At 67.9% G+C, this 15,030-nt stretch carries 10 protein-coding genes; 9 read left to right on the top strand and 1 reads right to left on the bottom strand.

Annotated features, from left to right (window positions below):
• Positions 1 to 90: 90 nt before the first annotated feature.
• Positions 91 to 2,268: a DNA internalization-related competence protein ComEC/Rec2 gene (locus ACSFBL_RS08550; RefSeq protein WP_435515345.1), complete on the bottom strand. Its 2,178-nt coding sequence runs from the start codon at positions 2,266 to 2,268 to the stop codon at positions 91 to 93.
• A 101-nt stretch (positions 2,269 to 2,369) separates the two neighbouring features.
• Here ACSFBL_RS08550 and ACSFBL_RS08555 point away from each other — a divergent pair, with 101 nt between their 5' ends.
• The 9 genes from ACSFBL_RS08555 (at position 2,370) to ACSFBL_RS08595 (ending at position 15,028) form a co-directional block, all read left to right on the top strand.
• Positions 2,370 to 5,864 carry a transglutaminase family protein gene (locus ACSFBL_RS08555; RefSeq protein ID WP_435515346.1) on the top strand — a complete coding sequence of 1,165 codons (3,495 nt, stop codon included), beginning with the start codon at positions 2,370 to 2,372 and terminating at the stop codon, positions 5,862 to 5,864.
• Positions 5,865 to 5,955: 91 nt separating this feature from the next.
• Positions 5,956 to 8,652 (top strand): circularly permuted type 2 ATP-grasp protein, encoded by a 2,697-nt coding sequence (locus ACSFBL_RS08560; protein WP_435515347.1) that lies wholly within the window; start codon positions 5,956 to 5,958, stop codon positions 8,650 to 8,652.
• Between the two features lie 2 nt (positions 8,653 to 8,654).
• The gene (locus ACSFBL_RS08565; RefSeq protein ID WP_435515348.1) at positions 8,655 to 9,635 is read left to right on the top strand and encodes a transglutaminase family protein; all 981 of its coding nucleotides are present in this window, start codon (positions 8,655 to 8,657) and stop codon (positions 9,633 to 9,635) included.
• The gene (locus ACSFBL_RS08570) at positions 9,632 to 10,090 is read left to right on the top strand and encodes a RidA family protein (RefSeq protein WP_435515349.1); all 459 of its coding nucleotides are present in this window, start codon (positions 9,632 to 9,634) and stop codon (positions 10,088 to 10,090) included. The genes ACSFBL_RS08565 and ACSFBL_RS08570 overlap by 4 nt, the downstream gene beginning before the upstream one ends.
• A 12-nt stretch (positions 10,091 to 10,102) precedes the next feature.
• Positions 10,103 to 10,546, top strand: coding sequence for an Lrp/AsnC family transcriptional regulator (locus ACSFBL_RS08575; protein WP_435515350.1), 444 nt, complete (start codon positions 10,103 to 10,105; stop codon positions 10,544 to 10,546).
• Positions 10,547 to 11,142: 596 nt separating this feature from the next.
• A complete protein-coding gene (locus ACSFBL_RS08580) occupies positions 11,143 to 11,787 on the top strand; it encodes a CDP-alcohol phosphatidyltransferase family protein (RefSeq protein WP_435515351.1) in 645 nt (214 codons plus the stop codon).
• 66 nt (positions 11,788 to 11,853) lie between these two features.
• Complete coding sequence (locus ACSFBL_RS08585) at positions 11,854 to 13,422, top strand: phospholipase D family protein (RefSeq protein ID WP_435515352.1); 1,569 nt, start codon at positions 11,854 to 11,856, stop codon at positions 13,420 to 13,422.
• Between the two features lie 5 nt (positions 13,423 to 13,427).
• Positions 13,428 to 14,042, top strand: coding sequence for a histidine phosphatase family protein (locus tag ACSFBL_RS08590; protein ID WP_435515353.1), 615 nt, complete (start codon positions 13,428 to 13,430; stop codon positions 14,040 to 14,042).
• Positions 14,043 to 14,068: 26 nt separating this feature from the next.
• On the top strand, positions 14,069 to 15,028 hold the full coding sequence (locus tag ACSFBL_RS08595) for a DnaJ C-terminal domain-containing protein (protein ID WP_435515354.1): 960 nt from the start codon (positions 14,069 to 14,071) through the stop codon (positions 15,026 to 15,028).
• Positions 15,029 to 15,030 lie beyond the last annotated feature (2 nt).

The raw sequence follows: 15,030 nt of genomic DNA on the forward strand, positions 1-15,030 counted from the left end.
TGGCTGCGTGCGGAGGTGCGGGCGTACATCCACCGTAAGCCGGCGAAACTCGCACGAATCCCGCACATCGGGCTGCGAGCCGCATGAATGCTAGAAACTGCTTCCGTGGTGGGGCACGAGGAGCAGGTCGGCCCGCAGGTCGGGCGTGCGCGACACCAGCGCGGCTTCCTGAAGGCGCTCGATGTCGCCGGCCAGGATGGCTGTCGCGCGGCCGTTGGCGATGCGGAGCACGCACGAGACGGCGTTGGGCTTGGTGAAGGTCCGGTAGTCGGACCCGAACGGATGCAGGACTTCGAAGTCCACGCCATCCCAGGTCCAGCGCTGCCCCGCCTCGCAGCGCCTGGCCGGGCGAAGCGCCTGCAGCGGATGCCCGGGCTCGATGTAGCTCAACAGTTCCGCCTGCGGCTGCGCGCCGAGTACCGCGCCCGCCCCGCCGGTGTGGTCGCTGTCGCGGTGGCTCAGCACGAGGGTGTCGAGCCGCTCGCCGAAAGCCCGCAGCAGCGGCACGATGACCCGATCGCCGGCATCGCTTTCCAGGCTGTAGCGGGGCCCGGCGTCATAGAGCAGGCTGTGCCCGGCGGTGCGCACCAGGACGGCGTTGCCCTGCCCGATATCGGCTGCCAGAAGCTCGAACTCGCCCGTGGGCGGTCGCGGCGTCTGCCAGAGCAGCACCGGAAGGAGCAGCGGCAGGCCGAGCAGGCGCATCGACCACGGCAGGCGCATGGCCAGCAGAATGCCGCCCGCCACGCCGGCCGCGGCCATCCAGAGTGGGGGCGCGGGCATCGTCAAGGTAGCGAATGGCAGGCTCGCGAGCCACTGCAGCCCCCATGACAGAACCTGCACGGCCCAGGCGGCAGCATCCCAAAGCGGTGGCAGCAGGACACCGAGCATCGCGAGCGGCGTGACGACCAGCGTGACCCAGGGAATCGCCACCCCGTTCGCCAGCAGGCCGACAACCGAGACTTGCTGGAAGAGCAGCAAGGTCAGCGGCGTCAGCGCCAGCGTGACGACCCATTGCTCGCGCCAGACGCGGGCCAGCCGGCTTCCGATGCCGGGACGATCGCCCGGGGGCGATTCGGCATTAGCCGCGAAGAGCACCCCCACCGCCACGAAGCTCAACCAGAAACCCGGCTGCGTCAACGCCCACGGATCGAGCGCCACCACGACCGCGCAGGCACAAAGCCAGACGAAGGGCCAGGGCCAGCGACGCCCCGTCAGGCGCAGCAGGCCGACGGCCGCGAGCATCCAGACCGTGCGCTGGGAAGGCACACCCCAGCCGCTGAAGATGGCGTACAGCGCCGCCAGCAGCACGCCGCCGACCAGCCCCGCATGCTGTGCCGGCCAGCGCAGCATCAGACGGCCGCTGCGCCGCCACAGGGCATCCACCACCAGCGCGGCCAGCCAGGCGAACATCGTGATGTGGAGACCGGAGATCGCCATCAGGTGGGCGACGCCGGTCGCGCGGAAGACGTTCCAGTCGGCACGATCGATCGCGCCCTGGTCGCCGGTGACCAGCGCGGCGATGACGCCCGACAGGCGCGGGTCGGCCACCCGTTCTACGATCGCATCGCGCACGGACTCCCGCATGCGCTCGACCGGGTGGTGCCAGGTCACGGCGAGGCGTTCGGGGCGCGGATCACGGGGGCCGGTCCGCACATAGCCGGTGGCATGAACGCCCTGCTCCCACAGGCGCAGTTCGTGGTCGAAGCCATGCGGATTGAGGTTGCCGTGCGGCGCCTTGAGCCGAACCGTGAGTTGCCAGCGCTCGCCCGCGTGCACAGGGCCGGGCGCTTCGCCTGCGTCGCCTCCGCCCCACAGGCCGGACCCTTCGGCATACCAGGCCAGCGACAGAACCCCGGGCACACCCGGAAGCTCGGCGGATTCGACGTCCAAGGTGAAGCGGACCGAGCCCTCGCCAGGCTGGGGCATCTGCGCGACGACGCCGACCACCCGCACGTCCCGCCCTTCGAGCGCCGCCGGCAACGCGCCATCGGCGTAGCCCACGGCACGCCAGCCCGCCAACCCGGCGCCGCCCAAGGCGCCAAGAAGCAACGCCATCGGCAAGGCGCGTCGGACCCGGCTTCCAAACGAGTGCAAGGCCAGCCAGCCAGCCAGCGCACCCGCCATGAGCCCTGCATAACCCGTCCAGGCCCAGAGCGCCGGTTGCTGCAATTGCAGCGCGGCGCCCAGCACCGAACCCGCCATGGCGGCGAAAACGACCAGGCCGGGCGATTCCCTGCCCGGCCTCACGAGAACTCCCGACCTCATGCTGCAACCTCTCCCTTAACACGGCTCTGTGGCGCGCTAATTGCTTTCCATGTCGGCTAGTATGCGTCTCACCCGAGGCACGCTCGACGCACTGAAAAATAATGTCCATTCACGCCGCGCTCCACCACGTCACTCACTACAAGTACGACCGTCCGGTGCAACTTGGGCCTCAGGTGATCCGCCTGCGTCCTGCGCCGCATTGCCGAAGTAACGTGATCTCCTATTCGCTGCGCGTCGAGCCCGAGCAGCACTTCATCAACTGGCAGCAGGATCCGTTCGCGAACTACCTGGCGCGGCTGGTCTTTCCCGAGAAGACGCGGGAATTCAAGGTCACGGTCGACCTCGTGGTCGAGATGGCGGTCTACAACCCCTTCGACTTCTTCCTGGAGCCGCAGGCCGAGAACTTCCCCTTCAAGTACACCGAGTCGCAGGCGACCGAACTCGCGCCCTACCTCGTCGTCGAGGAAGCCACACCGCTGGTCAAGGCCTACCTGGAGAAGATCGACCGCAAGGAACAGCGCACCATCGATTTCCTGGTCGGCATCAACCAGCAGGTGCAGAAGGACGTCAACTACCTGATCCGCATGGAGCCCGGCGTGCAGACGCCGGAAGAGACGCTCACCAACGGCTCCGGCTCGTGCCGCGACTCGGGCTGGCTGCTCGTGCAGCTGCTGCGCCATTGCGGGCTGGCGGCGCGCTTCGTGTCGGGCTACCTGATCCAGTTGACGCCCGACGTGAAGGCGCTCGACGGCCCCAGCGGCACCACCGTCGATTTCACCGACCTGCACGCCTGGTGCGAGGTCTTCCTGCCCGGCGCGGGCTGGATCGGTCTCGACGCCACCTCCGGCCTGCTGGCCGGCGAAGGCCACATCCCGCTGGCCTGCACGCCGACGCCATCGAGCGCCGCGCCGATCGAAGGCGTGGTGGACGATGCCGAAGTCGAGTTCGGCCATGAAATGAAGGTCACGCGCATCCACGAATCGCCGCGCGTGACCAAGCCCTACACCGAGGAGCAATGGGCCGAGGTGCTGGCATTGGGCGACGCGGTCGACAAGCGCCTGAAGGCTGGCGACGTGCGCCTCACCATGGGCGGCGAGCCGACCTACGTGGCCACCAGCGACCGCGATGCGGCCGAATGGAACACCGATGCGCTCGGCCCGACCAAGCGCGGCTACGCGACCGAACTCGTGCACAAGCTGCGCGCCGAATACGGCCAGGGCGGCTTCCTGCACTTCGGGCAGGGCAAGTGGTACCCGGGCGAGCAGTTGCCGCGCTGGGCCTTGTCGATCTTCTGGCGCGCCGACGGCGAGACGCTCTGGCACAACCCGGAGCTCTTCGCGGACGAGCGCCACCCCACGCACTACACGAGCGAGGACGCGCGCCGCTTCACCACCGTGCTCGCGCACCGCCTCGGTCTGACCGAGCGCTACATCCAGCCGGGCTACGAAGACGTCTACTACTACCTCTGGCGCGAACGCCGGTTGCCCGTCAACGTCGATCCTTTCGAGTCGAAGCTCGACGACGAGATGGAACGTGTGCGCCTGCGCCGCGTGTTCACTCAGAAGCTCGACGCGGTGATCGGCTACATGCTGCCGATCGAGGCATCCAATGCCGATTCCGATGCGCCGGCGCTGGCGGGTCCGGGCTGGAAGACCGGGCCGTGGTTCCTGCGCGACGACCGCATGTACCTGATCCCGGGCGACTCGCCGATGGGCTATCGCCTGCCACTCGACTCGCAGCCGTGGGCCAGCAAGGGCGACTACCCCTACCTCGTCGAGCGCGACCCGACCGCGCCACGCGGTGCCTTGCCGACCGGCGCGGACTTCCGTGCCCGCTACGCAGGCCCGCCGGCCGGGCCGAACGCGGACCGCAGCGCGGTGCCCTACGCCTTCGGCACGCCGCCGGTGACGGCCGCGGCGCTGCGCCTGCAGACGCCCGGCGGAGAGACCGGTGACGGAAAGGAATCCTCATCGGACCCGACGACGCCACGGATGCCGCGTCGCGGCGAGTCGGCCTACTGGGTCACGCGCACCGCGCTGTGCGTCGAAGTGCGCGACCCGCGCCGCGCCAACGGTCCTTCAGCCGAGAAGCTCGGCAGCGCCTCGGGCGTGCTGTACGTCTTCATGCCGCCGCTCGCAAGGCTGGAGGACTATCTCGACCTCGTCGCCGCCGTCGAAGCCACGGCCGAACAACTCGGCGTGAAGATCGTGATGGAAGGCTACCCGCCGCCGCGCGACCCGCGCCTCAAGATGCTGCAGGTCACGCCGGACCCGGGCGTGATCGAGGTGAACATCCACCCGGCGCACAACTGGCGCGAACTGGTCGACCACACCGAGTTCCTCTACAACGCCGCGTTCGAGACGCGCCTCTCGGCAGAAAAGTTCATGACCGACGGCCGCCACACCGGCACCGGCGGCGGCAACCACTTCGTGATGGGCGGCGCCGTGCCGACCGACAGCCCCTTCCTGCGCCGGCCCGAGCTGCTCGCGAGCCTGCTGCTGTACTGGCACAACCATCCGTCGCTCAGCTATTTGTTCTCGGGCATGTTCATCGGCCCGACCAGCCAAGCGCCGCGGGTCGACGAAGCCCGCAACGATCAGGTCTACGAGTTGGAGATCGCGCTCAAGGAGATTGCCCGCAACCGCGAGATCTACGGCCAGAACATGCCGGCCTGGCTGGTGGACCGCACGCTGCGCAACATCCTGGTCGATGTCACCGGCAACACGCACCGCAGCGAGTTCTGCATCGACAAGCTCTACTCGCCCGACTCCAGCACCGGCCGGCTGGGCCTGTTGGAGCTGCGCGCCTTCGAGATGCCGCCGCATGCGCGCATGAGCATCGCGCAGCAACTGCTGCTGCGCGCCTTCATCGCGCGCTTCTGGGACGAGCCCTACAAGGCCCCCGCCACGCGCTGGGGCACGGAGCTGCACGACCGCTTCCTGCTGCCCACCTTCGTCAAGATGGACTTCGACGACGTCATCAGCGAGATGCGGCAGGCCGGCTTCGCCTTCGACCCTAACTGGTTCGCACCGCATTTCGAATTCCGCTTCCCGCTGGTGGGGCAGGTGCAGGCGATGAGCATCGAGCTGACCTTGCGCAATGCGCTGGAGCCATGGCACGTGATGGGCGAAGAGGGCTCGGCCGGTGGCACGGTGCGCTATGTGGATTCGTCGCTGGAACGCATCGAGGTGCGCGTGACCGGCCTGAACGAAAGCCGGCACGTCATCACCGTCAACGGCAAGGTGCTGCCGCTGCAGCCGACGGGCACGGTCGGCGAGTTCGTGGCGGGCGTGCGCTACAAGGCCTGGAATCCGCCATCGGCGCTGCATCCGAGCATCGGCGCGCATGCGCCTTTGACCTTCGACATCGTCGACACGTGGATGAAGCGTTCGCTGGGCGGCTGCCAGTACTTCGTGGCCCATCCGGGCGGACGAAACTACGACACCTTCCCGGTGAACGCCTACGAGGCCGAGAGCCGGCGCCACTCGCGCTTCTCGCGCATGGGGCACACGCCGGGGCTGATGAGCACACCGCCGGCGACCATCGAGCTGGCGGGAAGCCGCGAGTTTCCGTTCACGCTGGACCTTCGTCGCTGAGGGGTGTCAAGCACATCCATTGGGACATTTCTCACGCCGCACAAGCCGGGCGCCGTGACCGCAGTGTGACAATCAACGCACCGTGGACCCAATGAACGAATCCCTCTTTGACGCACAAGCGCTGGAAGCACCTGCAGCGCTAGCGTCCGCCCTCGCCCCACCGGCTGCGCCGGGGCACTTCGATGAATTGCGTGGCGCGGCCACGCCGCAGAGCGCCTCGCGCCACGGGCCGCCTTCGCAACCCGCGCCGCTCTATGACGCGTCGTCCGTCCCACCGGCCGCACGCGTGGCCGAGGAAGGCGATGAAGCGCTCCGTGAACACGCGCCCCTCTCGCCCTCCTGGGCCGGCTTCTTCGAAAACCTCGGGGCCGGCGGCTTCGACGACTTGCCGCGCCGGGCGATCAGCCTGGAGCGGCAGATCCGAGACAACGGCGTCACCTACAACGTCTACGCCGATGCCGACGGCCCGCAGCGGCCGTGGTCGCTCGACCTGTTCCCCTTGATCGTCTCGCCCGAGAGCTGGGCGCAGGTCGAGGCCGGCGTGCAGCAGCGCGTGCGCGTGCTCGACCGTGTGTTGGCCGACGTCTACGGACCGCAGCAACTGCTGGCCGAAGGCCTGCTGCCACCGGCCCTGGTCCAGGGCCATCCGGGCTACCTGCGCGCGATGCACGGCGTGAAGCCGCCCGGCGACACCTGGCTTCACATCGCGGCCTTCGACCTTGCACGCGGGCCCGACGGCAACTGGTGGGTCGTCTCGCAGCGCACGCAGGCACCGTCGGGGCTGGGCTACCTGCTCGAAAACCGGCTCGCCATCGCACGCCAGTTCCCGCAGGCTTTCGAGAACCTGCATGTGCAGCGCCTCGCCGCCACCTACAACGCGATGATGGAAGGGCTGCAGACCATGTGCCCGTCCGGCCAGCCGCCGCACATCGCGCTGCTCACGCCCGGCCCGTACAACGAGACCTACTTCGAGCACGCCTACCTGTCCCGCTACCTGGGCGTCACGCTGGTCGAGGGCAACGACCTCACGGTGCGCGACCAGCGGCTCTACCTCAAGACGCTGCAGGGACTGCGGCCGGTGCATGGGCTGATCAAGCGGCTGGACGACCAGTACCTTGATCCGCTGGAGCTACGCCCCGATTCGACGCTCGGCGTGCCGGGCCTGCTGCAGGCGATCCGCGCTGGCAACGTGCTGGTAGCCAACATGCCCGGCTCGGCATTCCTGGAGTCGCCCGCCCTGCTCGGCTTCCTGCCCGCGCTGGCGCGGCATTTGATCGGCGAGAAGCTGCAACTGCCCGCGCTGCCCACCTGGTGGTGCGGCGAGCGCGCCGCCATGGAGGGCGTGCTGCCGCAACTGGCCGAATGCGCGATCAAGTCCACCTACCCCGGCGACGACTCGCACACCAGCTTCGACGCGGTGCTGGGCCACCACATGGGCCGACGCGAACTCGACGAGTGGGCCGGCCGCATCGTGCGCCAGGGCGACGAGCACACGGTGCAGAGCTACCTGCCGCTGTCGCAGATGCCGACCTGGACGCAGGACATGGGCCGCGGCCACATCGCGCCGCGCTCGGTGCTGTTGCGGGTGTTCGCCGTCATCGACGGCCCGCGCTCGTGGCGCGTGCTGCCGGGCGGCCTCGCGCGCCTGGTCGGGCCCGATGCGCAGATCGCCTCGATGCAGCGCGGCGGCAGCAGCGCCGACGTGTGGGTGCAAACCCATGGCGAGGTCGACCGCACCAGCCTTCTACAGCCGCACGCGACGCCGGCCTCGCTGGCGCGGCATCGCGCACCGGTCACCAGCCGTGCAGCCGAGAACATGTTCTGGCTGGGCCGCTATACGGAACGCGCCGAGAACGCAGTGCGCCTGGCACGGCTCACCATCGACCTGCTGGGCGGCGAGGACACCTCCTCCCGCGCGCTGCTGGTCTGGCTGCATCGGCTGGCGCTGCGCAATGCGCTGGTGTCGCCCGAAGTGCCGAGCCTGCCGAAGTCGCGTCGCGTGTTCGAGCGCGCGCTGATTGCGGAGCTCGGTGACGTGGACATGGGAGGCAGCGTGGGCTACAGCCTGCGCTGCGTGCGGCAGTCGGCCGCTGCGGTGCGCGAGCGCTTGTCGCAGGACCACTGGAACCAGATCGTCCGGGCCGAGACCGACTTCCTGCGCCGAAGCGCCGAGCAGGCCAGCGAAAAAGGCGAAGGCGGCTATGCCACCGGCGCGGCGCTCCGCCTGCTCGAATCCGCGAGCACCGCGCTGGCCGCGATGACCGGCGCCCAGACCGACCGCATGACGCGCGACGACGCGTGGCGGCTGCTGTCGATCGGCCGCCACATCGAGCGCCTGGGGTTCCTGGCCAGCGCGCTGGCGGCCGGCTTCGAGCATGGCTCGGTGCACGAGGTGAGCGGCTTCGAGGCGATGGTGGCGCTGTTCGACAGCACCATCACCTTCCACGCGCGCTATCAGCAGCGTCGCGACGTCGCCACGTTGGTCGATCTCTTGGTGCTCGACGGCGACAACCCGCGTTCACTGGCTTGGGTGACGCAGACACTGCGCAAGCGCATCGCCCGGCTCGCGGGCAGCGCGCCGGACAAGCTCACTGCGCTGTCCTACGAGTTGCCCGATCCGGACACCTGGACGCTGGAACACCTGTGCGCGGCCGGGCCCGACGCGCAGTATCCTGCGCTGGTCCAGCTTTTCGACGCCTGCGAAACGGCCGCGTACCACGTGTCGGACGCGATCGGAACGCGCTACTTCACGCTGACTTCGGAATCCGTCCGGTCCGTGGGAGTCTGACCATGCTGCTCCATGTCACGCATTCCACGCGCTACGACTACACGCCGCCGGTCGAGACGGCGCAGCACCTGGCGCACCTGAAGCCGATGGACACGCTGTCGCAGCGCCTGGTGAGCCATGCGCTGACGATCAGTCCCACACCTGCGCAGCGCAACGAGTCGCCGGACGTCTACGGCAACGCGCGCGCCTTCTTCGCGCTGGAGTCGACGCACGAGGAACTGGTCGTCACGGCGGAGAGCGTGGTGGACACTTCGTCCCCCGTGCTGTCGACTGCGGTGGCGCGTGAACTCCCGTGGGAGGAGGTGCGCGAGCGCTTTCGCTACGTCAAGGATTCGGGCTACGACGCGGCTTCGGACTTCGTTTTTCCGTCGCGCTATGTTCCCCGGCATGACGACTTCGCCGCCTACGCGCGACCCAGCTTCGCGGCGGGCCGGCCGGCATTCGACGTCGCGATGGATCTGACGATGCGCATGTACCGCGACTTCGAATACGACTCCGAGAGCACCGAGATCAGCACGCCGGCCATCGAGGCACTGGCCCAGCGCCGCGGCGTCTGCCAGGATTTCGCGCACATCATGATCGCGTGCCTGCGAACGATGGGCCTGCCTGCGCGCTACGTGAGCGGCTACCTGCTGACGCAGCCGCCACCGGGACGTCCGCGCCTGATCGGCGCCGATGCGTCGCATGCGTGGGTGTCGGTCTATCTACCCGGTGAAGACGGACCGGGTGCCTGGGCCGACTTCGACCCGACCAACGGGCGCCAGCCGGGCGAGGACTACGTGACGCTCGCGATCGGGCGTGACTATTCGGACGTGTCGCCCATGCGCGGCGTGTTGCACGGCGGCGCGCGGCACACGCTGGCCGTCAGCGTGACGGTGCGGCCTCTGGAGGAGCTTCGCGAGGAGGCGGCGCGCGTCGCACAATCGCAGGGGCAATCGCAAATGCAAACGCAAACGCAATCCCAGAACAAGGAGTCTTCATGAGCGTCTACGACAAGCTTTCCAGCCTCGGCATCACCCTGCCGCCCGTTTCGGTTCCCGCTGCCGCGTACGTGCCTTTCGTGCAGACGGGCAATCTGGTGTTCCTGTCCGGCCACATTGCGCGGAAAGATGGCAAGCCGTGGGTCGGCCAGCTCGGCGCCACGCTGACGACGGACGAGGGCAGGCAGGCGGCGCGCGGTATCGCGATCGAACTGCTCGGCACGCTGCACGCAGCCATCGGCGATCTGAACAAGGTGAAGCGCATCGTCAAGCTGATGAGTCTGGTGAATTCGGTCGGCACGTTCACCGAGCAGCATCTGGTGACGAACGGTGCGAGTGAGTTGATGGCGGAGGTCTTCGGCAGCGAGAAGGGTGCGCACGCGCGCAGCGCCTTTGGCGTGGCGCAGGTTCCGCTGGGCGCCTGTGTCGAGATCGAACTCATCGCGGAAGTCGAATAGGGTCCACACCCGTTGGACGACATCGATCGTCACCTGCTGAGCCTGCTCCAGGCCAACGCGCGCGAGTCGGCGGCGCTCCTGGCGCGCAAGCTCGGTGTGGCACGTACGACGATCGTTGCGCGTATTGCGCGTCTTGAACGCGACGGTGTGATTGCCGGGTATGGCGTGCGGCTCGGCAAGCGGCTGGAACAGGCGGCTGTGCGTGCCTATTGCGGGCTGAGCGTCGCGCCGAAGATGGGGGCGGGTGTTGTCCGTGCGCTGGAGCGGTTGCCGGAGGTCGAGGAATTGTCGGCGGTCAGCGGGCAGTTCGACTACATGGTGTTTCTTCGGTGCGAGACGAATGAGCAACTGGATGACTTGCTTGATCGGATCGGGCTTATTGATGGGATTCAGCAGACGCATACTTCTGTCGTGCTTAGTCGGAAGGTGGATCGGCGTAGTGCTGTTGGGGGGTGACGTTGTGTTCGCTGCGGGGGGCGCCCGGTAGGCGGTGCGGGCCGGCGGACCCCGCTGCGCCGGCCCTTCGGGCTGCCTTCCGGTGCTCGCTTCAGGCGGGGTCCGCGCAAACTCGCTGCGCTCAAACACGCGCGGCCCTTTTTCCGCCTGAAGCTGCGCTCCTCAGCGGCGCAGAGGGGTCCGCCGGCCCGCACCACCTACCGGGCTCTGTCAAAGATGCAACGGTTGTGGGCGTCTCTAACGTCGCAGCCTGCGCACATTCACGACGATTGCAGCGGACAGTTCAACCATCCCGTTCAGCGTCGTCGGGCGGTGTGCCCTGTGCCGGCCGTTGAGGCACCGCCGAGCAGCGCAGCGACAGGCGGATAAGGGCCGCGCGTGTTTGAGCGAAACGAAGTGCAGCGAGTTTGCGCGGACCCCGCCTGGCGTGAGCAGCGCAGGGAAGCCGCGAAGCGGCCGGTGACGTCGGCCGGCACGGGGCACACCGCCCGACGACGCCGCCCCACCCCCCAGCCCAACACATCAGAATGCGACTACACAATCCCAAGCGCGCATGCGCTAAGGTGTCCCGCAACTTTCCAAAAACGAAAGCACCCATGGCCACTACCCCCTCCGCAGCGGCGCCCGTCCGAAAGCACTTCTCGATGATCCGGGGCTTCCACCTGGCCGATGTGTTCACCCTGGGCAACGCGGCCTGCGGCGTTGGCGCGGTATTCCTCGCGATGGCCTATGTGGGCAGCAAGTCGCTCAGCCACTTCCTGTGGGCCGCCGCACTGGCACCCGCCGCCTTCATCTTCGACGTGTTCGACGGCCGCATCGCTCGCTGGCGCCAGACGCATTCCGCACTCGGGCGCGAACTCGACTCGCTGGCCGACGTCATCTCCTTCGGCGTGATGCCTGCGTCCCTCGCCTTCGCGGCGGGACTCAACGGCGGCTGGGATTGCGTCGTGCTCATCTACTTCGTCTGCTGCGGCGTGAGCCGGCTCGCGCGGTACAACGTGACGGCCGAAGCGCTCTCCGAAGGTGCCGACAAGGTCAAGTACTTCGAAGGCACGCCGATTCCGACCAGCGTCGTGCTGGTGGGCGTTCTCGCGCTCGCCGCCTGGCAGGGCCGGATCGGCGATGCGGTCTGGGGCGGTGCATGGTCGATCGGACCGTGGATCCTCCATCCCCTATCGCTGCTCTTTGCGCTGTCCGGCACCCTGATGATCAGCAAGACCCTGCGCATTCCCAAGCTGTAGGAAAGTCCGGTGAGACATGAAGCTCTGCCTAGAATGGCCGCTCGTCATCGTCGACCCGGGCCGTTCATGATCTTGTCGCGTGTACTCGTTGCCTTCCTCTTCGGCTTGCTCGTCTCGGGCTGTGCCAGCTTGCCCGGACAGGTCGAGCGCACCGAATCCACCGCCATTACGAAGACCGACGACACCCGCCTCGCGCAGTCGCTGCGGGCTCTCACGGCCGCCCATCCGGGCAAGTCCGGCATCCACGCGCTTTCCGTCGCCGAAGATGCCTTTGCGGCCAGGATCGTGCTCACGCAGATCGCCGATCGAAGCCTCGACCTGCAGTACTACATCTGGCATGGCGACACGACCGGCCAGTTGCTGTGGGAGGCGATCTGGAAAGCCGCCGAGCGTGGCGTCCGCGTTCGCCTGCTGCTCGACGATGCGAACACCGGGGGCCTCGACCCCACGCTGGCGGCGCTGGACGCGCACCCCAACATCGAGATCCGGCTCTTCAATCCCTTCCCGAGCCGCCGCTTCAGGGCCGGCGACTTCATTACCGATTTCTCGCGCGTCAACCGGCGCATGCACAACAAGTCCTTCACTGCCGACAACCTGGTGTCGATCGTGGGCGGACGCAACGTGGGCGACGAGTACTACGGCGCCAACATGGAAGTCGGCTTCCAGGATCTCGACGTGATGGCGGTAGGGCCCGTGGTGCAGGAGGTGTCGAAGGAATTCGACCTGTTCTGGAACAGTGCGTCCGCCTATCCTGCCGCGAGCGTGCTGCCGCCCGCAGAGGCCGACGGCGCGGCACGTCTGCGCGCCAAGTGGGACGAGGTCCGCCAGGATCTGGAAGCGAAGCGCTACATCGAGGCGGTGCGCGAGACCCCCCTGCTGCGGCAATTGGCCAACAAACAACTCGATTTCGAATGGACCACGGCGCGCGTGATCCACGACGACCCGGCCAAGGTGCTCGACCGGACCAACCGCAAGGACCTGGAGATGATGCCGCAGCTCATCGAAGCATTCGGCAATCCGCAGGGCGAACTCGACCTGGTATCACCCTACTTCGTGCCCGGCCAGGGCGGTACGAAGGGCCTGACCGCGCTGGCGCAGAAGGGGATCAAGGTCCGCGTGCTGACCAATTCGATGTCGGCGACCGATGTCAGCCCGGTCCATGCGGGCTACTCCAAGTACCGCAAGGAGTTGCTGCAGTCCGGCGTCACGCTCTACGAGTTGAAGCCGGGCATCGGCGTACCGCCGCCCGACAAGGACGACGACAGGCCCAGGGGTCTACCCGGAAGCGGCAGCCGGTCGAGTTCCGCCGCGAGCCTGCACGCAAAGACCTTTGCGGTGGATCGCAACCGGATCTTCGTCGGCTCCTACAACCTGGATCCGCGCTCGGCGCACCTCAACACGGAAATGGGCGTGATCATCGACAGCCCTGTGCTGGCGGGCCGGCTCGCGCAACAAGTCGACACCACGATTCCCAAGGCGGCCTACCAGGTCCGGCTGAAGCCGGATGGCAGCATGGAGTGGATCGACCGCACCCCGCAGGGCGAGGTGATCTACACGACGGAACCGGGCAGTGGCGCGCTCAAGCGTGGCTGGATCAACTTCCTGGAGATCCTGCCCATCGAATGGATGCTGTAGAACCGATGAACGAAGGACTCCGACAACTCGCCAGGATGGCGGCCGCACAGCCGCTGACGCCTGCCTGCGACCACTTCTACTTCCTGCGCCACGGCCAGACCGAGTGCAATGCGCGGCGCATCTTCCAGGCAGTCGATGAACCGTTGAGCGAACTGGGACTGCAGCAGGCCGCTCGCGCCGCCGAGCTGCTGGCCGGCGAACCGATCCGAAGCATCGTGAGCAGCAACGTGCATCGCGCGCTGACCACGGCGCACGCCGTGTCGGCACCGCACGGCATTGCGCCGATGGTGTTCGAAGGCTTGCGCGAGCGAAATTTCGGCGCGCTGATCGGCACCTCGTCCGCCAACATCGACTGGGCCTGCGAGCCCGAAGGCGGCGAGACGCTGCCCGAGTTCGTCGCTCGCAAGCGCGCGGCACTCGCGCACGCGCTTTCGCACCCTGCGCCCGTGTTGATCGTGGCGCACGGCGGATCGCTCTACGTGCTTGCCGCCTTGCTCGGCGTGCCGATCGACATGAGCGTGCTCGGCAATGCGCAACCCCTGCGCTTCGAACGAAGCGGCTCCGCATGGCGCGTGAAGGCGCTCCTGCAGGCCGTGGATGGAGGAGCCGCCTTGGCCTGAACGGGTCGACCTCGGGATTCATCAGCATGGACTTCAAGGACTACTACAAGATCCTCGGCCTCGAACGCGGCGCGTCCGAGGACGAGGTGCGCAAGGCCTATCGCAAGCTGGCGCGCAAGTACCACCCGGACGTCAGCAAGGAGCCGGACGCCGAGACGCGCATGCGCGACGTCAACGAGGCGAACGATGTGCTGCGTGACAAGGAAAAGCGCGCCGCCTACGACCAGCTCGCCGATCACGTGGCACGCGGCGGGAGCCCGGAGGGCGGATTCCAGCCGCCACCCGGATGGGACGAGGGCTTCGAGTTCCATCGCGGCCCGAACCAGGGGCCGGCCGACCATGCGGACTTCAGCGAGTTCTTCTCGTCGCTGTTCGGCGCTGCGGAGCGGCGCGGCGCGGAGCGCAAGAACTACCGCGCGCGCGGCGAGGACCACCATGCCGCCATCGAGATCGCGCTGGAGGATGCGCTCAACGGTGCGGAACGCGAGATCACGCTGCGCTCACAGGAGATCGACGCACAGGGCCGGCCCGAGTGGAAGACGCGGACGCTGAGCGTGAAGATCCCGCCGGGCGTGCATCCGGGGCAGTACGTCCGTCTCGCCGGGCAGGGCATGCCGGGCCACGGCGGCGAGCCGGCCGGCGATCTCTACCTCGAAGTTCGCATCGCGCCGCACAAGCTGTACCGCGTCGAGGATCGCGATCTCTACATGACGCTGCCGATCACGCCGACCGAAGGCGCACTGGGCGCCAAGGTGCAAGTACCGACACCCTCTGGCGGCGTGGTGGAAGTCACCGTGCCGCCCAATGCGCGCAACGGCCTCAAGCTGCGGCTGAAGGAACGGGGGTTGCCGGGCAAGCCGCCGGGCAATCTCTATCTGCTGATCGAAATCGCGCTCCCGCCGGCCGACACGGAGGCAGCGCGCAAGGCTTACGAACAACTGGCACAGGCGGCGCCCTTCGATCCGCGCCGTCATCTCGGAGTGTGATG

This window comes from Variovorax glacialis (assembly GCF_051216375.1).
Lineage (GTDB): Bacteria > Pseudomonadota > Gammaproteobacteria > Burkholderiales > Burkholderiaceae_C > Variovorax.